A 23,048-nucleotide genomic window follows, 5' to 3' on the forward strand; every position below is an offset into this window, starting at 1 on the left:
TGGTTAACGAATTCATAAGTGCCATAAAACGGCGACCCGACATGATCAAAGGAATTGAAGGGCGGACCCGCCGAGGATTACGGAATCCTTAGAATTCGGAGACCTCCTGAGAGGTTTCCCACATCACATCGTCATCACAAAGCCGCTGTTTCGACCGGGAACAGAGCTCACTCGCTGTAACGTCGATTGGGTGCGTACCGAACGAAACCTCACCCGTCTGGACCGGGTGTTCGCCAGGCTGGACCGTGAGCCGGAACGGCCGGCCCACATTGATGTGCCGAAGATGAGCCGGCACCGGGTCGTGTTGTTCACCGCGACCCTCGCCTTCTACCTGGCGATCGTGTGGGCCGTCGTGATCACGTCGTGGCTGGTCCGGCTCGACTGGCAGGTCATGTTCTTCCGGCCGTACCAGCAGTGGGCGGGGATCCACTGGTTCGTCGACTACTACGTGGTCCTCGGCCAGCGCGGCCCGACGGCCGTGATGGTCGCGGCCTGGCTGGGCTGGCGTTCGTGGCGGCAGCACACCCTGCGCCCGCTGCTGACGCTCGGCGCCTCCCTGCTGCTGCTCAACATCACGGTCGGCGCGGCCAAGCTCGGCATGGGACGTCTCGGACCGCACTACGCGACCGTCATCGGCTCGAACGAGATGGGCCTGGGCGGCGATATATTCCCCAGCGGACACACCGCCAACGCGGTGGTGACCTGGGGAATTCTGGCATATCTGGCCTCCACCCCGAGAGCCCGCCGCTGGCTCTCCGCGGCCTCGGCCGTCACCTCGCTCGGCGTCGGCATGTCCACCGTCTACCTCGGTACGCACTGGCTGAGCGACGTGTTGCTGGGCTGGGCCGCCGGACTGCTGATCCTGCTGGCGCTGCCGTGGTGCGAGCCGTTCATCGCCCGCGCCGAGACCGCGCTCTTCGACCTGCGCGACCGCTGGCGCGACCGCCTCGGCAGCACGGCACCCGCGCCGGTCCCGGTGCCCGTGCTCCTCAAGCCGCGCCCGGCGTCCGTCGAGCAGACCACGCCGGAACGCGAGCCGGTCTCCCTGGCCCACTCGCCCAGGGCCCCGATCCATCTGGCACCCGGCCCGCACACCGCCCGCTCGGAGCGCACCCCGGTGACCCCGGCGGGCAGCCGCCGCCCGCCGCACCCCGAACGGCAGCCGCGCGGCACCGCCGCCCAGGCGGCCCGCCCGGTGACGGGCGGCTGACGGCCGCGCCTCCGGCACCGCGGCGCGGAGCACGACAGCGGGGTCAGGTACGCACCAGCGCCCCCGGCACGGCGAAGGCCCCGGTCCCCCCAGCGGGGGACCGGGGCCTTCGCCGTCGTACGGTCAGCCCTTCCAGGCGCGCGTCACGACGCCGTCGCGCACCTCGAAGTTGAGCCGCCCCATCCGGTACTCCATGGTGATGATCGCGCCCGGCGGCAGCGAGCGCACGGTCGTCCATCCCCGTTGCCGGGCGAACCGTTCCGCGTCGCCCGCGTCGAGGCCTACGTACCCTTGCGGGCTGTCCTGGGGCTCCGTCGGCGGAGCGGTGTCCGGTGCCATGCGGCCCACGCTAGGCCGCTTGCGGCGGAGACGGAAGCCGAAGCCGCACGTCCGCCTCCGGTCACGCTTCTGTCACAGAACCACCACACGCGTTTCGGTCGAACACCGTCACACGTTCGAGCGGTTCCATGGGCCTTCCCGGCGCATTCGAGCGCAATTCCCCGATGCCGGTCGGGTCTTCCGAAAAGCCGCCGAAAAGAACCGGCCGCGGGGATCCGGGGCGCTCCGGCGCGTGCATTCCATTCCGATTCCGGTGGCCGGCGGCGAAGCTGACACCGCATAAGAGATTCACCGCTTCGGCACAGAACCCCCGTAGCGCGCGGGCCGGACCGGGGTTGCGGCGGCGTGAACTCGAAGCGTGCCGTCCGTACATGAATCGCCCTCACATCCGGACCCGCTCCCCCATTCAAAGCATGTACATGCCTCCCAAAACGCACCGGGCCCCGACCGGTCGGACCGGGCGGGGCAGGGCGGTGCGGGGGCGGGGGTTCGCGTCAGAGCGCGAGGCGCTGCCCGGGCATGATGAGGTTCGGGTCGTCGCCGATGACGGCCTTGTTGGCGGCGTAGAGGCGCTGCCAGCTGGTGCCGTGCCGCTCGGCGATGCCGCTCAGGGTGTCGCCCTCGCGGACGGTGTAGCCGTCCCCGGACGAGGTGCGGCCGGTGTGGTCCGCCGGGCGCTGCGGCGCCTTCACGGCAGGGGCCGACTTCCTGGTGGCCGACGTGGTCGACGACTTCGACGACTTCGACGACTTCGTCGCCGACTCCGTGGTGCTCTTCGTGGTCACCGAGGCGCTCTCGGGCGCCGAACCGGTCGCCCCGGCCCGCGCCGAGCAGACCGGCCACGCGTTCCAGCCCTGGGCGTGCTGGACCTTGGTGGCGACGGCTATCTGCGCTTCCCTGGAGGCCTGGTCGGCCGTCGACGCGTAGGCGGTGCCGCCGTACGCGCGCCAGGTGGAGGCGGAGAACTGGAGTCCGCCGTAGTAGCCGTTGCCGGTGTTGATGTGCCAGTTGCCGCCGCTCTCGCACTGGGCGATGCGGTCCCATACTCCGTTGTCCGCCGCCGTGGCGTTGCCGGTGGCTGCCAGCAGGCCCAGCGGGGCGAGCAGTGCCGCTCCGGCCAGGGCGGCCGTCGTGCGGCCCTTGCGGGAGCCGTTCTTCGCGGCGGTCTCACGGGTGGTATCGGCACACTCGGACATGTATTTCCCTCTCCACATACCCGGGGTCCCCCAGGCGGGACGCGGTCCCCGCGCAATGGACGCGGTTCCTCGCGCTCGCCCCGTCCGCCGCGGCCGGTACTGCGGTGGTGCTCTGCCTGGTGTCGGCCGGCGGACGTTCCCGAGCGGTGCTCGCTGCACACGGCGGAGGAATCTAGGGATCGGGAACGCCCGAAATCAACCAACTCCCTGTCGGGCCAGGCCAGTTCGATGTTACCGTGGGTAGCGGCGATTTCCGGCCACCCACTACATTCCCTGATTTCGTGATTTGTCGACCATGGGTTCGACGGATCTGTGATTCACTTCACCGTGTCAAACTCCTTTGACTTGCGAGGAGTTGACGGGGAGTGCCGGATTCCGCACCAGGAGTGACCCTGTGCAGCGGATGGTTCGATCCCGATCCCTCCCATGCGTGACCCCCACCACAGATCGCCCGTTGTCTTCTTCATGAGCCCGCGACCCCGGGGGCTCACGGACCGGGAGCCACCCGGGCCTTCACGCACCGCATCCCGAGGGAGCCACCGTGCCGCGCATGCTCGACGTCAGCGACGAGGTACGAGCCGAGATCGGCGACGAAGAAGCCGACCGGCTGCTCGCCGGAGACAACGCCCCCGGCAGCTACGACTGCACGTCCTGCCGCACCCCGGGCGACTCCGAACAGGAGCGCACCAGCACCGTCCTGTTCATCGGCGACGAGACCGCCGTCCTCGCCTTCGCCCACGCCACCTGCCTGCCCTCGCAGGTCGTCCAGGTCACCGAGGAGCAGCTGCAGGGCGCGGTCCGCTCCATCAACGGCGACAGCGCGCCCGGCGGCCCGCAGAAGTCCGTGCCCGAGCAGGCGGTGCTCGGGGTCACCAGCGGACTCGTGCTGATCGCCGGGGAGTTGCACCCCGCGCTGGTCGTGGAGCCGACCTCGCCGATCGTGCGGCCGGGCACGGACGGGGTGGGCGACGACTTCCTGCCGCTCCTCATCGAGCAGGGCTTCATGCCGGTGCCGGAGCTGACCTCGGTGCCGCCGGTGCTGCACGGGTGGTCGGTGCTGCTGGCGGTGGGTCAGCTGCACGCGGTGCTGCAGCCGGGCCCGACCGGCGGGCAGCCGGTGGCGTGGTGGCAGGCGCACCAGCCGCTGCAGGTGACCGACGGATGGCGGGCGGCCGCCAACAAGCACCAGCAGGTGCTGATGTTCGCGGCGCCGGTGGGGTCGATCGGGCGGCAGCCGCGGGAGGACCTGCTGCGCGACGCGATCGACAAGGCGGCGGCGAACGGGAAGCTGGTGGCGGCGGCGCTGCCGCTCGCGGGGATCTGAGGGGCGCCCAGGGGGCAGGGGCTGCGGTCCGGATCGCGACTGCGGCAGCGTCGCGGTTGCTCGCGCAGTTCCCCGCGCCCCCAAAAGCAAAACCGCGGGCCGCATCTCTTCAAGAATCCGGTCGTTTGGACATACGTGCACGCATACGACCTTCCTCCCCACCGGCCGTCCTTCTCCGCCGTTCCCGCTGCTCGGACGGCTCAGGAGGCCCCGGGCGGGATCTCGGCCACGCCGATCTACGACGCGCTCTACGCGGAGTGGGTCAAGAGCTTCCGTACGCTGCCGGGTGATCGCAGCGGTGAGGAGTCGATGGGGTTCGTCGCCTTCGGGACCACCCCGTTCAGTACCGGCACCCACGGCCTGGGGTCGTACGGAGGGAGTTCGTACAGCGCGTACAGCGCCGGTGCCTACAGCGCCCGGAACGGCGGCGGGCAGCCGCAGCCGCCGCAGTGGCAGCGGGTCGGGACGCTCGGGCAGGCCCAGGAGACCGGGATGACACCGGTCCCGGCGGCGCTTCCGCCGGGCCCGCGCCGGGGGATGTGACAGATCGACGTGACAGATCACGGGTGAGACGTGACAGATCACGGGTGAGGGGCGGCCATCGTCAGCGATGGCCGCCCCTCACCCGTACGGTCACTTCTTCTTCGCGCCGCGCTTCTCACGCACCCGCACGGAGATATGGATCGGCGTGCCCTCGAAGCCGAACTCCTCGCGCAGCCGGCGCTCGATGAAGCGGCGGTAGCCCGCCTCGATGAAGCCGGAGGCGAACAGGACGAACCGCGGCGGCTTGGTGCCCGCCTGGGTGCCGAACAGGATGCGCGGCTGCTTGCCGCCCCGGACCGGGTGCGGGTGGGCCGAGACCAGCTCGCCGAGGAAGGCGTTGAGGCGGCCGGTGGGGACGCGGGTCTCCCAGCCGGCGAGGGCGGTCTCGATGGCGGGGACCAGCTTCTCCATGTGCCGGCCGGTGCGCGCGGAGACGTTGACACGGGGCGCCCAGGCGACCTGGCCGAGCTCGGTCTCGATCTCGCGTTCGAGGTAGTAGCGGCGCTCCTCGTCGAGGGTGTCCCACTTGTTGAAGGCGAGGACGACCGCGCGGCCCGCCTCGACGGCCATGGTGACGATGCGCTGGTCCTGCACCGAGATGTTCTCGGAGGCGTCGATCAGGATGACCGCGACCTCGGCCTTCTCCACCGCCGCCGCGGTGCGCAGCGAGGCGTAGTAGTCGGCGCCCTGCTGGAGGTGGACGCGCTTGCGGATGCCGGCGGTGTCGACGAACTTCCAGGTGATGCCGCCGAGTTCGATCAGCTCGTCGACCGGGTCGCGGGTGGTGCCGGCGATCTCGTTGACGACGACGCGCTCCTCGCCCGCCACCTTGTTGAGGAGGGAGGACTTGCCGACGTTCGGGCGGCCGATGAGGGCGATCCGGCGGGGGCCGCCGACGCCGGGGCCGCCGAAGGTCTGCTCGGGCGCCTCGGGCAGCGCCTCCAGGACGGCGTCGAGCATGTCGCCGGTGCCGCGGCCGTGCAGGGCGGAGACGGGGTGCGGCTCGCCGAGACCGAGGGACCAGAGGTAGGAGGCGTCGGCCTCGCCGCTGGGACCGTCGACCTTGTTCGCGGCCAGCACGACCGGCTTGCCGGCCTTGCGCAGCAGGCGTACGACCGCCTCGTCGGTGTCGGTCGCGCCCACCTTGGCGTCGACGACGAAGACGACCGCGTCGGCGGCCTCGATCGCGTACTCGGCCTGGGCCGCCACGGAGGCGTCGATGCCGAGGACGTCCTGCTCCCAGCCGCCGGTGTCGACGACCTTGAAGCGGCGGCCCGCCCACTCGGCCTCGTAGGTCACCCGGTCCCGGGTGACACCGGGCTTGTCCTCGACGACGGCCTCGCGGCGCCCGATGATGCGGTTGACCAGAGTCGACTTGCCGACGTTCGGGCGGCCGACGACGGCGAGCACGGGCAGCGGGCCGTGGCCGGCCGCCTCGATGGCACCCTCGACATCCTCGATGTCGAAGCCCTCTTCCGCGGCGAGCTCCATGAACTCCGCGTACTCGGCGTCGCCGAGCGCCCCGTGGTCGTACTCGTGCTCAGCCGAGTCGCCGGGCTGGATGTGGTCGTTCATGAAGTCCGTACCTCGTCGTTCATCGTGGTGATCGGTGGACCGCACCCCGTCATGGGCTCCCATATGGGGTGATCCACTACTCAGTGTCGCCCTAGGGCCTGTCCGGCGGATCATGCCGGAGACGCGGGGGTGTGGCACGCCCGCTCACCCGAGAGTAATGGGCACCGCTGCTTTTCTCCGACCTGATCCGCCGGACAGGCCCTAGCGTCCGGTCAGACGCCTGGCGTTTTCCAGGTGGCCGGCGAGCTGCTTCTGGATGCGCTCGGTGGCCTCGTCCAGGGCCTTGCGGGTGCGCCGGCCGGTGCCGTCGCCCGCCTCGAAGGGGTCGCCGAAGACCACGTCGACGCGGGAGCGCAGCGGGGGCAGCCCCTTTATCAACCGTCCCCGCCGCTCGGAGCTTCCCAGCACGGCCACCGGGACGATGGGCGCCCCGGAGCGCACCGCGAAGTAGGCCAGTCCCGCGCGCAGCGCGGCGAAGTCGCCGTCGCCCCGGCTGCCCTCGGGGAAGATGCCGAGCACTCCCCCGGCCTCCAGGACGCCGAGCGCCCGGGTGATCGCCGTGCGGTCGGCGGACTGCCGGTCCACCTTCAGCTGCCCGATCCCGGTCAGGAAGGGGTCCAGCGGCCCGATGAACGCCTCCTTCTTGATGAGGAAGTGCGTCGGCCGGGGCGACACGCCCATGACCATCGGGCCGTCGATGTTGTGGGAGTGGTTCACGGCGAGGATCGCCGGGCCGTGCGCGGGCAGCTTCCAGGCGCCGAGCACGCGCGGCTTCCACAGCCCGTACATCAGGCCGACCCCGATGCGCCGTCCGGTCTCGGCGCCCCGCTGCGACGGAACGCTCACTTCGCGGCCCGCTTCTCCTCGACGAGGGTGACGACGCACTCGATGACCTGGGCCAGGGTCAGCTCGGTGGTGTCCACCTCGACCGCGTCGCCGGCCTTGGCGAGCGGCGAGGTCTTGCGGGAGGAGTCGGCCGCGTCCCGCTTGACCAGGGCCTCGCGGGTGGCGTTGACGTCGGCGCCCTTCAGCTCGCCGCTGCGGCGGGCCGCGCGGGCCTCCGGGGAGGCGGTGAGGAAGACCTTGAGGTCGGCGTCGGGCAGCACGGTGGTGCCGATGTCCCGGCCCTCGACGACGATGCCGTCCGCGGCGGCGCGGGCCAGCGACCGCTGGAGCTCGCTGATCCGGGTCCGCACCTCGGGCACCGCGCTGACCGCGCTGACCTTCGAGGTGACCTCCTCGGTGCGGATCGGGCCGGAGACGTCCACGCCGTCGACGGTGATCGTCGGCTTGACCGGGTCGGTCCCCGAGACGATCTCCGGCTTGCCGGCCACCGCGGCGATCGCGGTCGGGTCGGTGAGGTCGATGCCGCTGGTCACCATCCACCAGGTGATGGCCCGGTACTGGGCGCCGGTGTCCAGGTAGCTCAGGCCGAGTTGCTCGGCCACGGCCTTGGACGTGCTCGACTTGCCGGTGCCCGAGGGGCCGTCGATCGCGACAATCACGGGCTTTGCGGCGCCGTTTTCCACGGGGGGACACCTTCCGGGTGCAGGGTGGTGGGTGGTGTGCGGGCGGCGGTGCGCCCCGCACAAGGTTACCGGCCCCCGGGACCGCCGTTTTCAGCGCTACTGCCGCAGTGCCCAGCCCCGGTCCCGCAGCGCCGACGTGAGCACGGGTACCGCCTTCGGCTCCACCCAGAGCTGGACGTGACCGGCCTGCTGACCGGTCGCGTGCTCGATCCGCACGTCCTCGATGTTGACCCCGACCGCGCCGGCGTCCGCGAAGATCCGGGCCAGCTGGCCGGGCTGGTCGTCGATGAGTACCGCCACGACGTCGTACACCCGCGGCGCCGAGCCGTGCTTGCCGGGTACCCGCACCTGGCCGGCGTTGCCCCGGCGCAGCACGTCCTCGATGCCCGCGCCGCCCTCGCGCCGCTTGGCCTCGTCCGAGGACTGCAGGGCGCGCAGGGCGCGCACCGTCTCGTCGAGGTCCCCGGAGACGTCCGCGAGCAGGTCGGCGACCGGGCCGGGGTTCGCGGAGAGGATGTCGATCCACATCCCGGGGTCGGAGGCAGCGATCCGGGTCACGTCCCGGATGCCCTGTCCGCACAGTCGTACGGCCGACTCGTCGGCGTGCTCCAGGCGGGCCGCGACCATGCTGGAGACCAGGTGGGGCATGTGGGAGACCAGCGCCACCGCCCGGTCGTGGGCGTCGGCGTCCATGACCACCGGCAGGGCCCGGCAGTGCGAGACCAGCTCCAGGGCGAGGTTCAGCACCTCGGTGTCGGTGTCCCGGGTCGGGGTGAGCACCCAGGGGCGGCCCTCGAAGAGGTCGGCGGTGGCCGCGAGCGGTCCGGACTTCTCCCGGCCGGCCATGGGGTGCGTGCCGATGTACGCCGACAGGTCCAGGCCGCTGGCCTCCAGCTCGCGGCGCGGGCCGCCCTTGACGCTCGCCACGTCGGCGTAGCCGCGGGCCAGGCCCCTGTGCATCGCGTCCGCGAGGACGGCTGCCACATGGGCGGGCGGGGCGGCGACGAGGGCCAGGTCGACCGGTCCGTCGGGGGTCTCGTCGGTGCCGGCGCCGAGCGCGGCCGCGGTGCGGGCCTGCTCGGGGTCGTGGTCGGCGAGGTGGACGACGACGCCCCGCTGGGCGAGGGCGAGCGCGGCGGACGTACCGATGAGACCGGTACCGATGACGAGCGCGGTCCTCACTGGGCGATGTCCTTGCGCAGGGCGGCCGCGGCGCCGAGGTAGACGTGGTTGATCTCGGCCCGGGGCCGGTCGGACTCGATGTGCGCGAGTATCCGTACGACGCGGGGCATGGCGCCCGCGATGTCCAGCTCCTGGGCGCAGATCAGCGGCACGTCGACGATGCCGAGCCCCCGCGCGGCGGCGGCCGGGAAGTCGCTGTGCAGGTCTGGGGTGGCCGTGAACCAGATGCTGATCAGGTCGTCGGCGGTCAGGCCGTTCCGCTCCAGGACGGTGGTGAGCAGTGCTCCGACCTGCTCGTCCATGTGGCCGGCCTCGTCCCGCTCCAGCTGGACGGCCCCCCGGACCGCTCGTACCGCCACGGCACCGCTCCTGTTCTGACGTCGATCTCTGTGGTCCGTCCAGCCTAGTCAGACCCGTACCGGGCCCGTGCGCCCTGCCCGCCCGCTGAGACACGCCTCACCCTGGCCCCAATGTCACGTCTGGTCACCCATTCCGCTACTTGGGGCGGAACACCCCCGTGCGCCTCTTTACGCCGGGCCCGCCGGTCCGCTCTGATGGCAGGCAGACCCGCCCCGGGGGAGGTCCGCCATGAAACGTCCCGGTCCGTTGCTGACCCTGCTCGCGGGTCTGCTGCTCGGCCTGTTCATGCTGACGCTCAACGTGACGACGGGGACGAGGACCGCCTCGTCGTCGTACCAGGAGAGGTCGCCGAGCCCGTCGGCTCCGTCGAGGACGGCCGCGACCGCGACCGCCACGGCGTCCCCGTCGTCGCCCTCGCCCTCGCTCTCGCTCCCGCCGTCGCCGGCGCCGTCGAAGATCTCCGACGCCTCCTACGCCGGCCGTACCGACGACGACTCGTCCTCCGTCGCCGTCTCGGTCCGTGACGGCAGGGCGATCGCCTACTTCTGTGACGGACACAGCAAGGAGTCCTGGCTCAAGGGCCGGGTGAACCCCGACGGCAGCATGAGGCTGACCGGCGGCCACGGTGCCGTCCTGAACGGCACCGTGGAGGACGACCGGCGCGTGCGCGGGGCCGTCGACCTGGACGGCGGCCACTACTCCTTCACCGCCCGGCGGGCCGTCAAGGGGACGGGGCTGTACCGGGCCACGGCGACCGTGCGCGGCGCGAAGGTCGACGGCGGCTGGATCGTGCTCGCCGACGGCCGCCAGGTCGGCATCGTCGACCGCGACGGGACGCCCTCGGCGGCACCCCGTATCGACCCGGAGACCGGCGCCGTGACGGTCGACGGGCAGCAGCTGACGGCGAGCCCTGTCGTCCCCTGACACCCGGCCGTGACCCGAGGGAGCCGACCATGTCCGCCGACCCGAACGCCGCCACCCAGAGCTGGCCTTCGCCCGAGCCGCACCACGGCCGCCCGCACCCCGCCCGCTGTCTCGTCCCCGTCCTGGTGGCCGCCGCGGTCGCGGTCGGCCTCGGCGTGTACGGCAGGCTCCACCAGCCGACCGGGACCGCCTTCGACCTCGCCGGCTTCAGCAGCACGCGCGCGGTGAAGTCCTGGCTCGCCTCGACCGCGTTCTTCTTCGCGCTGGTCCAGCTGGTCTCCGCGCTGATGGTGTACGGCAGGCTGCCCGGCCCGCGCTGGGCGCCGGCCCTGCACCGCTGGTCGGGGCGGATCGCGTTCCTGGTCGCGGTCCCGGTGGCGGTGCACTGCCTGTACGCGTTGGGCTATCAGACGTATGAAACACGCGTTTTGTGGCACTCCATCCTGGGTTGCTTCTTCTTCGGTGCTTTCAGTGCCAAGATGCTGCTGCTCCGCTCGGAGCGACTCCCTGGCTGGCTGCTGCCGCTCGTCGGTGGGCTGGTGTTCGCCGTGCTCACGCTCGTCTGGCTGACGTCCGCCTTCTGGTTCTTCCGCACGTTCGGGGTGACGACATGACCGACGGCTCCACTCGGCGCAGCGTGCTCACGACGGGGACCGCGGCGCTCGCCGCGACCTGCGTGGGATGCAGCAACTACAACGACAACGGCTCCTCCAGCTCGTCCGAGACGCCCTCCTCGTCCGCCTCCGGAGCGGCCAGCGCGGCCGCCGGGCAGGCGCTGGCCCAGACGGGTGAGATCCCGGAGGGCGGCGGCACGATCTTCAAGGACCAGAAGATCGTGGTGACCCAGCCGACGAAGGGCCAGTTCAAGGCCTTCTCGGCGATCTGCACGCACATGGGCTGCACGGTGAACCAGGTGGCGGACGGCACCATCGACTGCCCCTGCCACGGCAGCAAGTACCACATCGCCGACGGCTCGGTGGCACACGGTCCGGCGACCAGGCCGCTGCCGGCCGAGTCGATCACGGTCAGCGGAAATTCGATCACCCTGGGCTGACCGGGCACGTACGCTCCCGGGCATGCAGCCCGAGGACCTGGTACGCGACCACACGATCTACGCCTGCGTCATGGGGTCACGGGCCTTCGGTCTGGCCACGGAGGACAGCGACACCGACCGCCGGGGCGTGTTCCTCGCCCCCACTCCCCTGTTCTGGGGCTTCGAGAAGCCGCCCACGCATGTCGAGGGGCCGGGCGAGGAGCAGTTCTCCTGGGAGCTGGAACGGTTCTGCGAGCTGGCGCTGCGCGCCAACCCGAACATCCTGGAGTGCCTGCACTCGCCCCTGGTCGAACGCCTCGACGACACGGGCCGCGAACTGCTCGCGCTGCGCGGCGCCTTCCTCTCACGGCGCGCCTACGACTCCTTCACCCGCTACGCCCTAGCCCAGCGCCGCAAGATCGACGCCGACGTCCGTGCGCACGGCGCCCCGCGCTGGAAGCACGCGATGCACCTGCTGCGGCTGCTGACCTGCGCCCGCGACCTGCTGCGCACCGGGGAGCTGACGATCGACGTCGGCGACCGGCGCGCCGGGTTCCTGGCGGTGAAGCGGGGCGAGGTCTCCTGGGCGGAGGTCGAGTCCCGGATGGTCCGGCTCGCCGAGGAGACCGAGCGGGCGCTGCCCGGCACCCCGCTCCCGGCGGAGCCGGACCACGCGCGGGTGACCGACTTCCTGTTCCGGACCCGCCGGACCTCAGCCCTCCAGACGCACGCGGACCACCAGGTCGTGCAGGGCGTCGTGCGCGGTGGGCGCGTCGGGCAGCGCTGAGCCGTTCTGCGCCTCGTCGAGCAGGACGTGCAGCCGCTCCACGTCGGACTCCACGCGCGCGTGCTCGACGGCGGCCTTGCCGTGCTCGCGCTCGGACTTGGCGGCGATCAGCTCGGGCAGGTGGCCCGGGGCCTCGGGCACCTCGCCGATGAGGGTGGGCAGATGGGCCTGCACCTCGCCGCTGCGCATCAGGTGGATGCCGGTGAGCAGCACCCGGAACGTGTAGAGCAGCGGCTTGAGTTCGCCGGTCTTCTCGAACAGCCGCCACTGGGTGACCGCGAACCCCCGGTAGTGGTGGGCGTGGTGGCTGGTGAGCACGCCCGGGGCGAGAGCGGCCAGTTCGCGGTGCGCATCGCCGGTGTGCGCGACGAGCGGCGACAGGAGCTGCTCCAGCACGTAGCCGTTGCGGCGCAGCATCAGCCGGGCGAACTTGCGCAGGTCGTGGGTGACGAGGTCCATCTCGACGCCGTAGCGCACCCAGGTCTTCGAGCGGGTCTCCTCCGGCTCGCGCAGCCCGAGCAGGTCGGCGGCGGGCAGCAGGTGGACGCCCCGCAGGTCCAGGTCGGAGTCCCGGGACGGGAAGCCGTACAGGTGCGCGCCGGAGACGGTCGCGAACAGCAGCGGGTCGGGCTGTTCCGCGACGACGGGCGCCAGGTCGAGGTGGGGATCAAGGGCGTCGATCATGTGCTCAAGAGTCCCAGAGCGCGCCCAGGGTCATCAGGTCGCCCCGGTACTCGATCCGGTCGGCCCACTCGGTCGGCCAGGCGTCCTCGCCCAGCCAGGCCCCGGCGAAGGCGCCGGTCAGGCAGGCGATCGAGTCCGAGTCGCCGGAGGAGCAGGCGGCCCGGCGCAGCGCGAGCAGCGGTTCGCCGGGGAAGAGCAGGAAGCAGAGCAGACCGGTGGCCAGGGCCTCTTCGGCGATCCAGCCGGCGCCGGTGGCCAGGCACGGGTCGCTCTCCGGCGAGGCGGTGCGCACGGCCTCCTGGAGCCGGTCGAGGATCTCCAGGCACTCGTCCCAGCCGCGCGCGACGAAGTCCTCGGGGGTCGCGTCGTGGCTGCGGGTCCACAGGTCGCCGAGCCAGGTGTGGTGGTAGCGGGAGCGGTTCTCGCGGGCGTAGGACCGCAGCCGGTCGACGAGCCCGTCCGGTTCCGTCCCCTGCGCGAGCAGCCGTACGGCACGCGCGGTGAGGTCGGAGGCGGCCAGCGCGGTGGGGTGGCCGTGAGTGAGCGCGGACTGCAACTGGGCGGCGCCGGCGCGCTGTTCGTCGCTCAGGCCGGGCGCGAGCCCGACGGGCGCGACCCGCATGTTGGCTCCGCAGCCCTTGGAGTCGATCTGGCTGGCGTCCTGCCAGAGCCGGCCCTCCTCCTTCAGCAGGTTGCAGGCCCGCAGACAGGTCCGGCCGGGCGCCCGGTTGTTCTCGGGCGACTGGTACCAGTTCACGAACTCCTCGCGCAGCGGCCGCTCCAGCCGCTTGGGCGCCAGCACCCCCCGGTCCATGGCGGTGCGCATGGCGTGTCCCACGGCGAGGGTCATCTGGGTGTCGTCCGAGACGAAGGGCCGCTGCGGCAGTTCCATCTCCCGCCACGGACCGAACTTGGCGAGGATCGAGGGCACGTCGTTGAACTCGGTGGGGAAGCCGAGCGCGTCCCCGAGGGCGAGACCGATCAGGGAGCCGCTGGCGGCGCGCTTGTCGCCGATGTTCGTGGTCATGCGGGGCGTCCTTCCCGGGACGGGCGGAGCAGGGGCGGGTGGAGCGCGGTGGCGGTGCCCGCGCGGTAGAGGGCGGCCGGTTTGCCGCGGCCGCCGGTCAACCGGGCGGCGCCGGGCACGGGTTCGACGAAGTCGGGGGTGGCGAGCACCTTGCGGCGGAAGTTGGGGCGGTCCAACGCGACGCCCCACACGGTCTCGTAGACGTTCTGGAGCTCGCCGAGCGTGAACTCGGGCGGGCAGAAGGCGGTGGCGAGACAGCTGTACTCCAGCTGTCCGCCGACCCGTTCATGGGCGTCGGCCAGGATCCGCTCGTGGTCGAAGGCGAGCGGCCGGGCCGGGTCGTACGGCAGCCAGCGCGCCTGTGCCGCGTCACCGCCGCCGTGCGGCTCGGGGGCGTCGGGCAGCAGCGCGGTGAAGGCGACGGAGACGACCCGCATCCTCGGGTCGCGGTCGGGCCCGCTATAGGTGCGCAGTTGCTCCAGGTGCAGTCCGGACACGTCCGACAGACCGGTCTCCTCGGCGAGTTCCCGCCGGGCCGCCGTCTCGGCCGACTCCCGCGGCAGCAGGAAGCCGCCGGGCAGCGCCCACTGTCCGGCGTACGGCTCCTGTCCGCGCTCGACGAGCAGCACGTGCAGGGTGTCGGCGCGGAGCGTGAGGACGGCGAGGTCGACGGTGACGGCGAAGGGTTCGAAGGCGTACTTGTCGTAGCCCTGCATGTGCCCGTCCACCCCCTCGATGTTCGACGGAACTAATAGTCTCTACGACTATAAAGAGTGGGTGGGGGCCGTGCAAGCCCTCAGTGGCCGCTGGAGCGCCGTTCACGGACACGAAAGCGGGCCGGCCCCGGGGTGCCCGGGACCGGCCGCCAGAAAGCCGTACAGACAGATCTAGAGGTCGACTTCCTTCATGAGCATCCCGACCTCGGTGTTGGACAGACGGCGCAGCCAGCCCGACTTCTGGTCGCCGAGGGTGATCGGCCCGAAGGCGACCCGCACCAGCTTGTCGACCGGGAACCCGGCCTCCGCCAGCATCCGCCGCACGATGTGCTTGCGGCCCTCGTGCAGGGTGACCTCGACCAGGTAGTTCTTGCCGGTCTGCTCGACGACCCGGAAGTGGTCCGCGCGCGCGTACCCGTCCTCCAGCTGGATGCCGTCCTTGAGCCTCTTGCCCAGGTCCCGCGGGATCGGGCCGACGATGTGCGCGAGGTAGGTCTTCTTCACGCCGTACTTGGGGTGGGTCAGCCGGTGCGCCAGCTCGCCGTGGTTGGTGAGCAGGATGACGCCCTCGGTCTCGGTGTCGAGCCGCCCGACGTGGAAGAGCCGGGTCTCCCGGTTGGTGACGTAGTCGCCGAGGCACTGCCGCCCGTCCGGGTCCTCCATCGTGGACACCACACCGGCCGGCTTGTTCAGCGAGAAGAACTGGTACGACTGCGTGGCGACGGTCAGCCCGTCGACCTTGACCTCGTCCTTCTCCGGGTCGACCCGCTTGCCCTGCTCCAGCACGATCTCGCCGTTGACCTCGACCCTGGCCTGCTCGATCAGCTCCTCGCAGGCACGCCGGGAGCCGTAGCCCGCGCGGGCGAGGATCTTCTGCAGCCGCTCGCCCTCCTGCTCGGCGCCCGGGAAGGTCTTGGGGAGCTTCACGTCCGGCTTGCCGGCGTACCGCTCGCGGTTGCGCTCCTCGGCACGGGCGTCGTACTCACGGGAACTCGCCGGCGCCGTCCGGCCGCGCCCGGTGCCCTGGCCCTGCCGGGGGCCGCCCTTGGCGCCGCCGCGCGCCGAGGCGCCCCGGCCCGACTTCGGGCCGTCCTGGGTGGCGCCGGGACCCACGTCGTAGCGCCGCTCCTCCGGACGCGGCTTCTTCGGCCGGCCGGTGCCCTGCTTGTCGTCGCGGGCGTTGCCGGCGCCGCGGTAGTTACCGCGGCCACCGCTGCTCCCGCCGCGGCCGCCGCTGTTGCCACCACGGCTCCCGCCGTTGTTTCCGCTGCTGTTCCTGCCGCTGCTGCTTCGCATCAAAGTTCCGTCTAGTCGTCTGCGTCGTCTGCGTCCGGCGCATCGGGTGCGTCCGGATCGAACGACGGTACGCCCTCCTGGGTCTCGGCCTCGATCGCCTCCGCCTCCGGGAGGAAGGGCGCGAGCTCCGGGAGCTCGTCCAGGCCGCGCAGGCCCATCCGCTCCAGGAAGTAGTTCGTCGTCCTGTACAGGATCGCACCTGTTTCGGGTTCCGTGCCCGCCTCCTCGACCAGACCGCGCTGGAGCAGGGTGCGCATCACACCGTCGCAGTTGACCCCTCGTACGGCCGAGACGCGGCTGCGGCTCACCGGCTGGCGGTAGGCGACGACCGCGAGGGTCTCCAGGGCGGCCTGGGTGAGCCGCGCGGTCTGGCCCTCCAGGACCAGCCGCTCGACGGCGGGCGCGTACTCGCCCCGGGTGTAGAAGCGCCAGCCGCCCGCGACGAACCGCAGCTCGAAGCCGCGGCCCTGCGCGGTGTACTCGTCCGCCAGCGCCCGCAGCGCCTTCGTGATCGTCTGCTTCGGCCGCTCAAGGATCTTGGACAGGTGCTCGGCGGTGGCGGGCTCGTCCACGACCATGAGGACGGCCTCCAGGGCCGGCTTGAGGTCGAGGTCGGCGACCGGCCGCAGCCCGGTCGGCAACCGCGTCGTGTCCTCGCTCACACCTTCTCCTCCTTCTCCTCCTTGGGCGGCTCGGGCGGCCGGTCGAACTCGTCGGTCACCATCGGCCGGCTCCCCCCGTCCCCGCCGGTCCACCGCACGATCAGGTCGCCGAGGGCGGTCTCCTGGTCGAGGGCGACGGCCTTCTCCCGGTACAGCTCCAGGAGCGCCAGGAAACGGGCCACGACGGTGAGCGTGTCGTCGGTGTCCGCGACGAGCACCCGGAAGCTGGCCTCCCCCAGCTCCCGCAGCCGCGCGACCACGATCTGGGCCTGCTCCTGCACGCTGACCAGCGGGGCGTGGATGTGGTCGACGTACACCTGCGGCTTGGGCCGGGGCTGCATCGCCTTGACCGCGAGCCTGGCGAACCCCTCGGGCCCGATGCTGATGACGACCTCGGGCAGCAGCTCGGCGAGGTGCGGTTCGAGGCCGACGGTACGGGGCCAGCGACGGGCCTCGTCGTCCAGGCGCCGGTTGAAGATGTCGGTGATCTGTTTGTACGCGCGGTACTGGAGCAGCCGCGCGAAGAGCAGGTCCCGGGCTTCGAGGAGCGCCAGGTCGGCCTCGTCCTCGACCTCGGCGGCGGGCAGCAGCCGGGCGGCCTTGAGGTCCAGCAGGGTGGCGGCGACGACGAGGAACTCGGTCGTCTGGTCCAGGTCCCAGTCCGGCCCCATGGCCCGGATGTGCGCCATGAACTCGTCGGTGACCTTGGAGAGGGCGACCTCGGTGACGTCCAGCTTGTGCTTGGAGATCAGCTGGAGGAGGAGGTCGAAAGGCCCCTCGAAGTTGGCGAGCCGGACCTTGAAGACACCGTCGCGCTGTTCCTCGGGTTCCGGAGCGCCGGTGCCGGAGGGCTGGGGTTCGACGGCGCCGGGCTCTGATTCAGGCTCGCTCGCGTTGTGGGCAGGCGTTCCGCTGGGCGGAACGGGTGGGCGCAACGCCCCACCGGCCTCAGCCGGACTCTCGACCTCGGCCACAGGAGCACCCGGCCCCCGCCCCAGCGCACGCCTGCGGCCGGGACCGGGGACAGAAGCAGGAGAATCGGTCGAGGTCATAGCCCTCGCAGGCTACCCCTACCGCCCGCGCAGCCGTCGTACGAGGATGCTCGCGTCTCCCCGGGACTCCAGGTCGGCCAGCACCACGGCGACCGCCTCGCGGACGATCCGGCCCCGGTCCACGGCCAGCCCGTGCTCGCCCCGGAGCACGAGGCGGGCGTGCTCCAGGTCCATCAGCTCCTCGGCGGAGACATACACGGTGATCTTCTCGTCGTGCCGCTCGCGCCCGCTGGGCCGCCGGGCGGGTGCCCGGCCGCCGCCCCGCTGCTTGCGGGGCTGGCCCTGCGCGGCGGACCCGGCAGAACCTTCCTGCGCCGCCTGCTGCCGCACGGCCCGCTCGGCCGACGGCGCGACCGTGACGGACTGCGCGGTGTGGTTGCGGGACTCCCCGGCGTCGGCCGGACCGGCCTCCGCCGCCACGTGCTCGGCGCCCTCGCCGTCGCCGCCCCGCACGGGCACCGACTGGGGCACGTCCTCGGCGGCCGCGGCCGCCGTCTCGTCGCTCTCCCCCGCGGGAGCCGGCACCCGGGCCTCACCGTTGGCCGGGCGCCTGGGAGTCGACGGCTGCAGCGCCATCCCCCCGGTCGTACGGAACAGTTCGTCGGCCCCGGGCAGACTCACTCGGCGTGACACCGGGCGAGCACCTCCCTGGCGAGCTGGCGATAGGCGGCGGCACCGACGGAGTTGGAGGCATACGTGGTGATCGGCTCACCGGCGACCGTGGTCTCCGGGAAGCGGACCGTGCGGCCGATGACCGTGTGGTAGACGTGGTCGTCGAAGGCCTCGACGACCCGGGCCAGCACCTCACGGCTGTGGACCGTGCGCGAGTCGTACATCGTCGCCAGGATGCCGTCGAGCTCCAGCTCCGGGTTGAGCCGCTCCTGGACCTTCTCGATGGTCTCGGTCAGCAGGGCGACACCACGCAGCGCGAAGAACTCGCACTCCAGCGGCACGATCACCTTGTGAGCGGCCGTCAGCGCGTTGACCGTGAGCAGGCCGAGCGAGGGCTGACAGTCGATCACGATGTAGTCGTAGTCGGGCAGCAGCGGCTTCAGGGCGCGCTGCAGCGTCGACTCGCGGGCGACCTCGGAGACCAGCTGGACCTCGGCGGCCGACAGGTCGATGTTGGAGGGCAGCAGGTCCATGTTGGGGACCGCGGTCTTCAGGAGGACCTCGTCGGCCGCCATGCCCCGCTCCATGAGCAGGTTGTAGACGGTGAGGTCGAGCTCCATCGGGTTGACGCCGAGACCGACCGACAGCGCGCCCTGCGGGTCGAAGTCCACGAGCAGCACCCGCCGGCCGTACTCCGCGAGCGCGGCACCCAGGTTGATGGTCGACGTCGTCTTGCCGACGCCGCCCTTCTGGTTGCACATCGCGATGATCGTCGCGGGGCCGTGACTGGTCACCGGGCCCGGGATCGGGAAGTACGGCAGCGGGCGCCCGGTCGGGCCGACGCGCTCACGGCGCTGGCGGGCCGCGTCGGGCGCCAGCGTCGCCGCGTACTCCGGATCGGGCTCGTACTCGGCATCGGGGTCGTAGAAGTGCCCGTCGGGCAGTTCGTCGTAGTCGGCGAATTGGCTGTGGGGCGCGCCACTTCCGTCGCCGGCCATGGCGTTCACGTGATGGCCATCCATGCTCTGGTGTGCTGTCCGCAGGATCTGCGGACGACTCTGGTGGGCTGCGAAGGTGCGCACCGCGACGGAGCCGACAGCCTCGAACCCCGCGGGACCCTGGTCCCGTACCGGCATTCCTGGTTGACCACCCCCGGGAGAAAATGTCGACTCATTCACAAGTCGTCTTACCTCCTTGGTGACCAGGAAACTTCTAGACAGGTCAGCGTGGCACCATGCCGACGGTTGGCGACTCTATGGCGTGTCGGGCGTCCGCAGCAACACAATCCGCCGGACCCGGCAGGATGTGTCGGCAATGAAACATCTCGCTGTCAAGGGCGTACGGCCGTCGCACAGCAGGTTTCACCGGTGTACGAATCGGTCGAAGCGTTACGTTCGAGGCGAGTTGACCGAGAGCCGCAAAGTGACCATACACACATCCGGCCGGACCTTGTCGGGCAAGGTCCGGCCGGTTGTGCGCGCTTGACGCGGCTTGTTGACGTATCGCCTTTACGAAAAGGTGACTTGCGGATTCGTCCCGGCTCAGCCGATGAGCGTGTCGAGGTCCGTGTGCTCCAGGCCGTGCGCCTCGGCGACCTCCCGGTAAACGACCTTGCCGTCATGGGTGTTGAGGCCCCTGGCGAGCGCGGCGTCGCGGCGCAGCGCCTCCGTCCAGCCGTTGTCCGCCAGCGACACGATGTACGGGAGCGTGGCGTTGGTGAGCGCGTAGGTGGAGGTGTTGGGCACCGCGCCGGGCATGTTGGCGACGCAGTAGAAGACCGACTCGTGGACCTTGAAGGTCGGCTCGGCGTGCGTGGTGGGACGGGAGTCCTCGAAGCAGCCGCCCTGGTCGATCGCGATGTCGACAAGGACACTTCCCGGCTTCATCCGGGAGACCAGCTCGTTGGTGACGAGCTTCGGGGCCTTGGCGCCCGGGATGAGCACCGCGCCGATCACCAGGTCGGCCTCCAGGCAGGCCTTCTCCAGCTCGAAGGAGTTGGACATGACGGCCTTGACCTTGGTGCCGAAGATCCGGTCGGCCTCACGCAGCTTGTTGATGTCGCGGTCGAGCAGGGTCACCTCGAAGCCCATGCCGATGGCGATCTGGGCGGCGTTCCAGCCGGAGACGCCGCCGCCGATGACGACGGCCTTGGCGGGCAGCACGCCCGGGACACCGCCGGGCAGAACGCCACGGCCGCCGGCGGCGCGCATCAGGTGGTAGGCGCCGACCTGCGGGGCGAGCCGGCCCGCGACCTCGGACATGGGCGCGAGCAGCGGGAGCGCGCGGTTGGGCAGCTCGACGGTCTCGTAGGCGATCGCCGTGGTGCCGGACTCCAGGAGGGCGTCCGTGCACTCCTTCGAAGCGGCCAGGTGCAGGTAGGTGAAGAGGGTCTGGTCCTTGCGGAGGCGGTGGTACTCCTCCGCGATCGGCTCCTTGACCTTGAGCAGCAGGTCCGCGGTGGCCCACACCTCGTCGGCGGTGTCCAGGATCGCGGCACCGGCGGCGACGTACTCGTCGTCCGGGATCGACGAGCCGACACCGGCGCCACGCTCGATGACGACCTGGTGGCCGTGCCGCACCAGCTCGTGCACGCCGGCCGGGGTGATGGCCACCCGGAACTCGTTGTTCTTGACCTCGCGGGGGATGCCGACCTTCACGTGGATCACGGTCCTTGGCTCAGAGGGTGTGGGGGCATAGACGCACATACCCGGCATGCGGCGGCATACCAGGAGACACCGCGGAAGAACCGGCGGCAGAGCCAGTTTAATGAAGGCGTTCCGGCTGTCTAGCCTTTCATTGCATCAATCTTCGCCGGAAGCGCTACGGATTTCGTAGGCGTTAGCGCCATGTTCCGGGTCGGAGTCCAGGTCCGGGGGGCCCGCGGGGCCGAGGGGTTCCCCACTCAGCATGCGCTCGGCGGCCGAGCGGTGCAGGCTCGCGGCGGCGGAGTCGCCGAGGCGCTCCAGCGTGTCGGCGAGTCGCAACTGGAGCGCCGCCTGGAGCCGGCCGTCCTCGGCGCGGCGCGCCCACTCCACCGCCTCCTGGCAGGTGCGCAGCGACTCCTCGGGCCGGCCGGCGTACTCCTGGACCCGGGCCAGCTCGCTCAACGCCCTTGCCTGCGCGGCCACATCACCGTTCTTGCGATGGCCGGAAACCGCCGCCCGCCAGTTCCTCAGCGCCTCGCCGTAGCGGCCCGCGTAGGTGTGCGCGCCGGCGATGCGGCCGTAGAGCCGGGCCGCCTCGGTGCGCTCGTCGCGGGCCAGGCGCTCGGCGAGGGCACGGCCGAACCAGTCGGCGGCCCGGTCGTAGTCCCCCAGCTCCTGATAGGCACCACCTACGGATTCCATTGCGCGACCGGTCGCGTACGGGTCATTTGCTCTGCGTCCGGCATCCAAAGCAGACCGATAGCGCACCAGTGCATCCGTGGTACGCCCGGTCTGCGCGTCCAGGTCGCCGAGGTTCAGCAGTGCCGCCGCCTGCTCGCGGGGCAGCTCGCGGCGGCGGGCGACATCGAGGACGAGCCGGTGGATGCCGTACAGGTCGGGGGCCGCGGCCTGGGTGCCGAGGTGCGCCACCATCGCCTTGACCAGCTGCGCCATCAGACGGCGGGCCAGCGTGTCGAGCTCGCCGTCGGCCACCGCAGCGCGGGCGGCGGCCAGCAGGGCCGGACGCCGGATGCGCAGCCAGTCCTCGGCCGCCCTGGGGGTGGGGAAGCGCAGCTCACGCGGGAGCGCCTGGAGCTTCTCGCGGGCCTGCGGGTTGTCGGTCTCGGTGATCGCCCGGCAGGACTGCAGCAGCCGTACCGTGCGCTCCAGCATCCGGGCGCGGGCCAGCTGGAGTTCCCCGGCCCGCTCCTGGCTCTCGGCCAGCGTCCGGAGCAGCGGGTGCAGGCAGCCGGGGACCACGTACTGGGGCAGCGGGGAGACCACGGGGTGCAGCAGGGCGAGGCGGACCAGCTCGTCCAGGGTGACGCGGGCGGTGTCGACCGAGCAGCCGGCCAGCGAGGAGGCGGTGTGCGGGTCGACCAGGCCGGCCGGGGCCAGGCTGAGGAGGCGCAGTATCCGCGCGGACCGGTCCGGCAGCTGGTCGTGCACGAACCGGAAGACGCGGGGCAGCGCCGCGCCGTCGTCCGCCTCCGCGTGCAGGCGTTTGGCGAGGTCGGAGACGGCCGCCTGGGGGCGGGCGGCGAGCCAGCCGCCGGCCAGCGCGAGCGCGGCGGGCTGCGCCTGGCAGACCTCGACCAGCGACTCGGCGGAACGGGGATCGACGGTGATGCGGACCGAGCCGGTGTACCGGGTGAGCAGTTCCACGGCCGACTTGGTGTCGAGGCCGCCCAGGGTGCACGGGCGGACGTCCGAGATCCCGGTGAGCGGGCCGTCGGAGACGGCGACGGCCAGGCAGTCGGAGTTGTCGGGAAGCAGTACGTCGACCTCTTCGGCGCCGGGCGCGTCGTCGAGGAGGAGCAGCATCCGGCGTTCGGCGAGGGCGGTGCGCAGGGCGTGGGTGAGGTCGTCCGCGGCGGCGCCGGCCGGGGTGGGCAGCCGCAGGGCCGCCAGCAGGTCGCGGGCGGTGCGCTCGACGGGGACCGGGGTGCCGTCGGGCTCGGCGAGGCGGGCGCGCAGCACCCCGTCGGGGTAGCCGGCGGCGACCTGCCGGACGAGTTCCCCGGCGAGGGCGGTGCGGCCGGAGCCGGGCCGGCCGGCGATCAGCAGCACCCGGGCGCGGGGGGCCTTGCGGCCGGCGATGGTGTCCAGGCCCGCGCGCTCGATGTCGGCGCGCAGTTCCTTCAACTCCCTTGTACGGCCCAGGAACCGGTCGTCCGTGGCCGCGGGCGCCGACCGCCGTGCGCCGCCTGTGTCCACCGCCTGATCCGTCACGGGCCACACTCCCGTCCCACCGCACACGCAGGCCCGCCGGGACTCCGGTTCGGGCGTTTCGGCTCAATCGTGTCGAGCCTAGTTCACGTGCGAGGACGTTCCTGGCGGAGCGCGGCGGGC

24 protein-coding genes are annotated in these 23,048 nt (G+C 71.7%); 7 read left to right on the forward strand and 17 right to left on the reverse strand.

Features of this window, described 5'->3' with window-relative positions; translation table 11 throughout:
• Positions 1-190: 190 nt before the first annotated feature.
• Positions 191-1,210 (forward strand): phosphatase PAP2 family protein, encoded by a 1,020-nt coding sequence (locus tag IEZ11_RS45985; RefSeq protein WP_189269056.1) that lies wholly within the window; start codon positions 191-193, stop codon positions 1,208-1,210.
• Between the two features lie 123 nt (positions 1,211-1,333).
• Here IEZ11_RS45985 and IEZ11_RS45990 read toward each other — a convergent pair whose 3' ends face one another.
• Positions 1,334-1,549 carry an I78 family peptidase inhibitor gene (locus IEZ11_RS45990; RefSeq protein WP_189269057.1) on the reverse strand — a complete coding sequence of 72 codons (216 nt, stop codon included), beginning with the start codon at positions 1,547-1,549 and terminating at the stop codon, positions 1,334-1,336.
• A gap of 494 nt (positions 1,550-2,043) precedes the next feature.
• On the reverse strand, positions 2,044-2,745 hold the full coding sequence (locus IEZ11_RS45995) for a LysM peptidoglycan-binding domain-containing protein (RefSeq protein ID WP_189269058.1): 702 nt from the start codon (positions 2,743-2,745) through the stop codon (positions 2,044-2,046).
• A gap of 541 nt (positions 2,746-3,286) precedes the next feature.
• Here IEZ11_RS45995 and IEZ11_RS46000 point away from each other — a divergent pair.
• Together IEZ11_RS46000 and IEZ11_RS46005 are read left to right on the forward strand one after the other, a co-directional pair.
• Positions 3,287-4,069, forward strand: a complete 783-nt coding sequence (locus IEZ11_RS46000; RefSeq protein WP_189269059.1) for a DUF8842 C-terminal domain-containing protein — start codon at positions 3,287-3,289, stop codon at positions 4,067-4,069.
• A gap of 135 nt (positions 4,070-4,204) precedes the next feature.
• Positions 4,205-4,612 carry a hypothetical protein gene (locus tag IEZ11_RS46005; RefSeq protein ID WP_189269060.1) on the forward strand — a complete coding sequence of 136 codons (408 nt, stop codon included), beginning with the start codon at positions 4,205-4,207 and terminating at the stop codon, positions 4,610-4,612.
• 90 nt (positions 4,613-4,702) lie between these two features.
• On the opposite strand, the gene der is transcribed toward IEZ11_RS46005, so the two are convergent.
• The 5 genes from der to aroH all read right to left on the reverse strand — a co-directional run bounded on the left by der (position 4,703) and on the right by aroH (position 9,257).
• Positions 4,703-6,187, reverse strand: coding sequence for a ribosome biogenesis GTPase Der (gene der, locus IEZ11_RS46010; protein WP_189269061.1), 1,485 nt, complete (start codon positions 6,185-6,187; stop codon positions 4,703-4,705).
• A gap of 201 nt (positions 6,188-6,388) precedes the next feature.
• Positions 6,389-7,072 carry a lysophospholipid acyltransferase family protein gene (locus IEZ11_RS46015; protein WP_189269062.1) on the reverse strand — a complete coding sequence of 228 codons (684 nt, stop codon included), beginning with the start codon at positions 7,070-7,072 and terminating at the stop codon, positions 6,389-6,391.
• Positions 7,030-7,716, reverse strand: a complete 687-nt coding sequence (gene cmk / locus IEZ11_RS46020; RefSeq protein WP_189269063.1) for a (d)CMP kinase — start codon at positions 7,714-7,716, stop codon at positions 7,030-7,032. The genes IEZ11_RS46015 and cmk overlap by 43 nt, the downstream gene beginning before the upstream one ends.
• Positions 7,717-7,812: 96 nt before the next feature.
• Positions 7,813-8,898 (reverse strand): prephenate dehydrogenase, encoded by a 1,086-nt coding sequence (locus IEZ11_RS46025; protein WP_189269064.1) that lies wholly within the window; start codon positions 8,896-8,898, stop codon positions 7,813-7,815.
• Positions 8,895-9,257 carry a chorismate mutase gene (gene aroH, locus IEZ11_RS46030; protein ID WP_189269065.1) on the reverse strand — a complete coding sequence of 121 codons (363 nt, stop codon included), beginning with the start codon at positions 9,255-9,257 and terminating at the stop codon, positions 8,895-8,897. Before aroH ends, IEZ11_RS46025 begins: the two co-directional genes overlap by 4 nt.
• Positions 9,258-9,486: 229 nt before the next feature.
• On the opposite strand from aroH, the gene IEZ11_RS46035 reads away from it, so the two are divergent.
• The 4 genes from IEZ11_RS46035 to IEZ11_RS46050 are packed head-to-tail and all read left to right on the forward strand — an operon-like array spanning position 9,487 to position 12,002.
• A complete protein-coding gene (locus IEZ11_RS46035) occupies positions 9,487-10,182 on the forward strand; it encodes a hypothetical protein (RefSeq protein ID WP_189269066.1) in 696 nt (231 codons plus the stop codon).
• 29 nt (positions 10,183-10,211) lie between these two features.
• Positions 10,212-10,796: a DUF6529 family protein gene (locus IEZ11_RS46040; RefSeq protein WP_189269067.1), complete on the forward strand. Its 585-nt coding sequence runs from the start codon at positions 10,212-10,214 to the stop codon at positions 10,794-10,796.
• The gene (locus tag IEZ11_RS46045) at positions 10,793-11,236 is read left to right on the forward strand and encodes a Rieske (2Fe-2S) protein (protein WP_189269068.1); all 444 of its coding nucleotides are present in this window, start codon (positions 10,793-10,795) and stop codon (positions 11,234-11,236) included. The genes IEZ11_RS46040 and IEZ11_RS46045 overlap by 4 nt, the downstream gene beginning before the upstream one ends.
• A gap of 22 nt (positions 11,237-11,258) precedes the next feature.
• Positions 11,259-12,002 (forward strand): nucleotidyltransferase domain-containing protein, encoded by a 744-nt coding sequence (locus tag IEZ11_RS46050; protein ID WP_189269069.1) that lies wholly within the window; start codon positions 11,259-11,261, stop codon positions 12,000-12,002.
• Here IEZ11_RS46050 and IEZ11_RS46055 read toward each other — a convergent pair.
• From IEZ11_RS46055 to IEZ11_RS46100, 10 genes are all read right to left on the reverse strand, one after another.
• Positions 11,928-12,686, reverse strand: a complete 759-nt coding sequence (locus IEZ11_RS46055) for a nucleotidyltransferase domain-containing protein (protein WP_189269070.1) — start codon at positions 12,684-12,686, stop codon at positions 11,928-11,930. The two genes, IEZ11_RS46050 and IEZ11_RS46055, sit on opposite strands and share 75 nt — an antisense overlap.
• Before the next feature lie 4 nt (positions 12,687-12,690).
• Positions 12,691-13,713, reverse strand: coding sequence for an ADP-ribosylglycohydrolase family protein (locus IEZ11_RS46060; protein ID WP_189269071.1), 1,023 nt, complete (start codon positions 13,711-13,713; stop codon positions 12,691-12,693).
• Complete coding sequence (locus IEZ11_RS46065; RefSeq protein ID WP_189269095.1) at positions 13,710-14,429, reverse strand: NUDIX hydrolase; 720 nt, start codon at positions 14,427-14,429, stop codon at positions 13,710-13,712. The genes IEZ11_RS46060 and IEZ11_RS46065 overlap by 4 nt, the downstream gene beginning before the upstream one ends.
• 171 nt (positions 14,430-14,600) lie before the next feature.
• Positions 14,601-15,725, reverse strand: coding sequence for a pseudouridine synthase (locus IEZ11_RS46070; RefSeq protein ID WP_189269072.1), 1,125 nt, complete (start codon positions 15,723-15,725; stop codon positions 14,601-14,603).
• A gap of 11 nt (positions 15,726-15,736) precedes the next feature.
• Positions 15,737-16,387, reverse strand: a complete 651-nt coding sequence (gene scpB, locus IEZ11_RS46075; protein ID WP_189269073.1) for an SMC-Scp complex subunit ScpB — start codon at positions 16,385-16,387, stop codon at positions 15,737-15,739.
• Positions 16,384-17,439, reverse strand: a complete 1,056-nt coding sequence (locus tag IEZ11_RS46080; protein WP_189269074.1) for a segregation and condensation protein A — start codon at positions 17,437-17,439, stop codon at positions 16,384-16,386. Before IEZ11_RS46080 ends, scpB begins: the two co-directional genes overlap by 4 nt.
• Positions 17,440-17,457: 18 nt before the next feature.
• Positions 17,458-18,072, reverse strand: coding sequence for a hypothetical protein (locus tag IEZ11_RS46085; RefSeq protein ID WP_189269075.1), 615 nt, complete (start codon positions 18,070-18,072; stop codon positions 17,458-17,460).
• Positions 18,057-19,187, reverse strand: a complete 1,131-nt coding sequence (locus tag IEZ11_RS46090; protein WP_189269076.1) for a ParA family protein — start codon at positions 19,185-19,187, stop codon at positions 18,057-18,059. Before IEZ11_RS46090 ends, IEZ11_RS46085 begins: the two co-directional genes overlap by 16 nt.
• 405 nt (positions 19,188-19,592) lie before the next feature.
• Positions 19,593-20,717: an alanine dehydrogenase gene (gene ald, locus IEZ11_RS46095; protein WP_189269077.1), complete on the reverse strand. Its 1,125-nt coding sequence runs from the start codon at positions 20,715-20,717 to the stop codon at positions 19,593-19,595.
• Positions 20,718-20,852: 135 nt separating this feature from the next.
• Positions 20,853-22,928 (reverse strand): tetratricopeptide repeat protein, encoded by a 2,076-nt coding sequence (locus tag IEZ11_RS46100; RefSeq protein WP_189269078.1) that lies wholly within the window; start codon positions 22,926-22,928, stop codon positions 20,853-20,855.
• Positions 22,929-23,048 lie beyond the last annotated feature (120 nt).

The sequence above is a fragment of the Streptomyces fuscichromogenes genome (assembly GCF_014645815.1).
Taxonomy (GTDB): domain Bacteria; phylum Actinomycetota; class Actinomycetes; order Streptomycetales; family Streptomycetaceae; genus Streptomyces; species Streptomyces fuscichromogenes.